Origin of the sequence: Synechococcus sp. H55.10 (assembly GCF_047502715.1) — a bacterium.
In the GTDB taxonomy this organism is placed as follows: domain Bacteria; phylum Cyanobacteriota; class Cyanobacteriia; order Thermostichales; family Thermostichaceae; genus Thermostichus.
Genome location: NZ_JANSJJ010000187.1, coordinates 1 through 641, shown reverse-complemented (window position 1 = coordinate 641; position 641 = coordinate 1). Strand labels below are relative to the sequence as shown.

General features: G+C 59.0%; 1 protein-coding gene. It reads right to left on the bottom strand.

What is annotated here, in order from left to right:
- Positions 1–306, bottom strand: a 306-nt coding sequence (locus tag NW858_RS11330; RefSeq protein WP_414520521.1) for a 4-(cytidine 5'-diphospho)-2-C-methyl-D-erythritol kinase, incomplete at its 3' end; no start/stop codon positions are given.
- Between the last annotated feature and the right edge of the window lie 335 nt (positions 307–641).

Here is a 641-nt window from a genome sequence, read left to right as displayed (position 1 = left end):
GATCTGTTTTTCCAGCTGGATCTCCACTCCCAGATCGGCCTGACATTCCTTTTGAAGCAGCTCAGCCGCTTGGTAGGCTAGGTTACGGGTATTTGCCGGCACCTCCGGGTGGTTGCAGATCAGGTGGATGCCGTGGGGACGGCGCTGGAGACGCACGCGATCCGCCAGAGCAATGCTCTGCAGGATCATAGCCACCTCGGAATAGCCATCGGGGCGGGATCCGAGGATTTCCAGGTAAAGATTGATCTTGGCGCGGGCAATCAGGGTACAGGCTTGCATGGGGTGAGAACGGGGTTGGCAATGCATCTCCACTCCCCTCAGCCTGTCCAGACCAACGCAAACACAGACCTAATCTGGGGAGCCCTTTCAGCCCGATTCTAAGGCAAGGGATCTGGGTAGAACCCTGGGGCTAGCTACTTTTAGCTGCAGCTATCCAGACCTGATAGAGTTTAGGCACCCTCTGCCTCACCACTGCCCCATGAGCAAGCCCAAAGTTGGGATCCTCTACAACGACGCCAAGCCCGCCGCCAAGCGCAGCAGCGAAACCTTGGCCCGCTGGTTTCAAGAACAGGGGTGGGAAGTTTGCGGGGCCCCCAACTGGGGCGGCATCCTCGGCTACGCCAAGCCCGATAGTCCCGTCT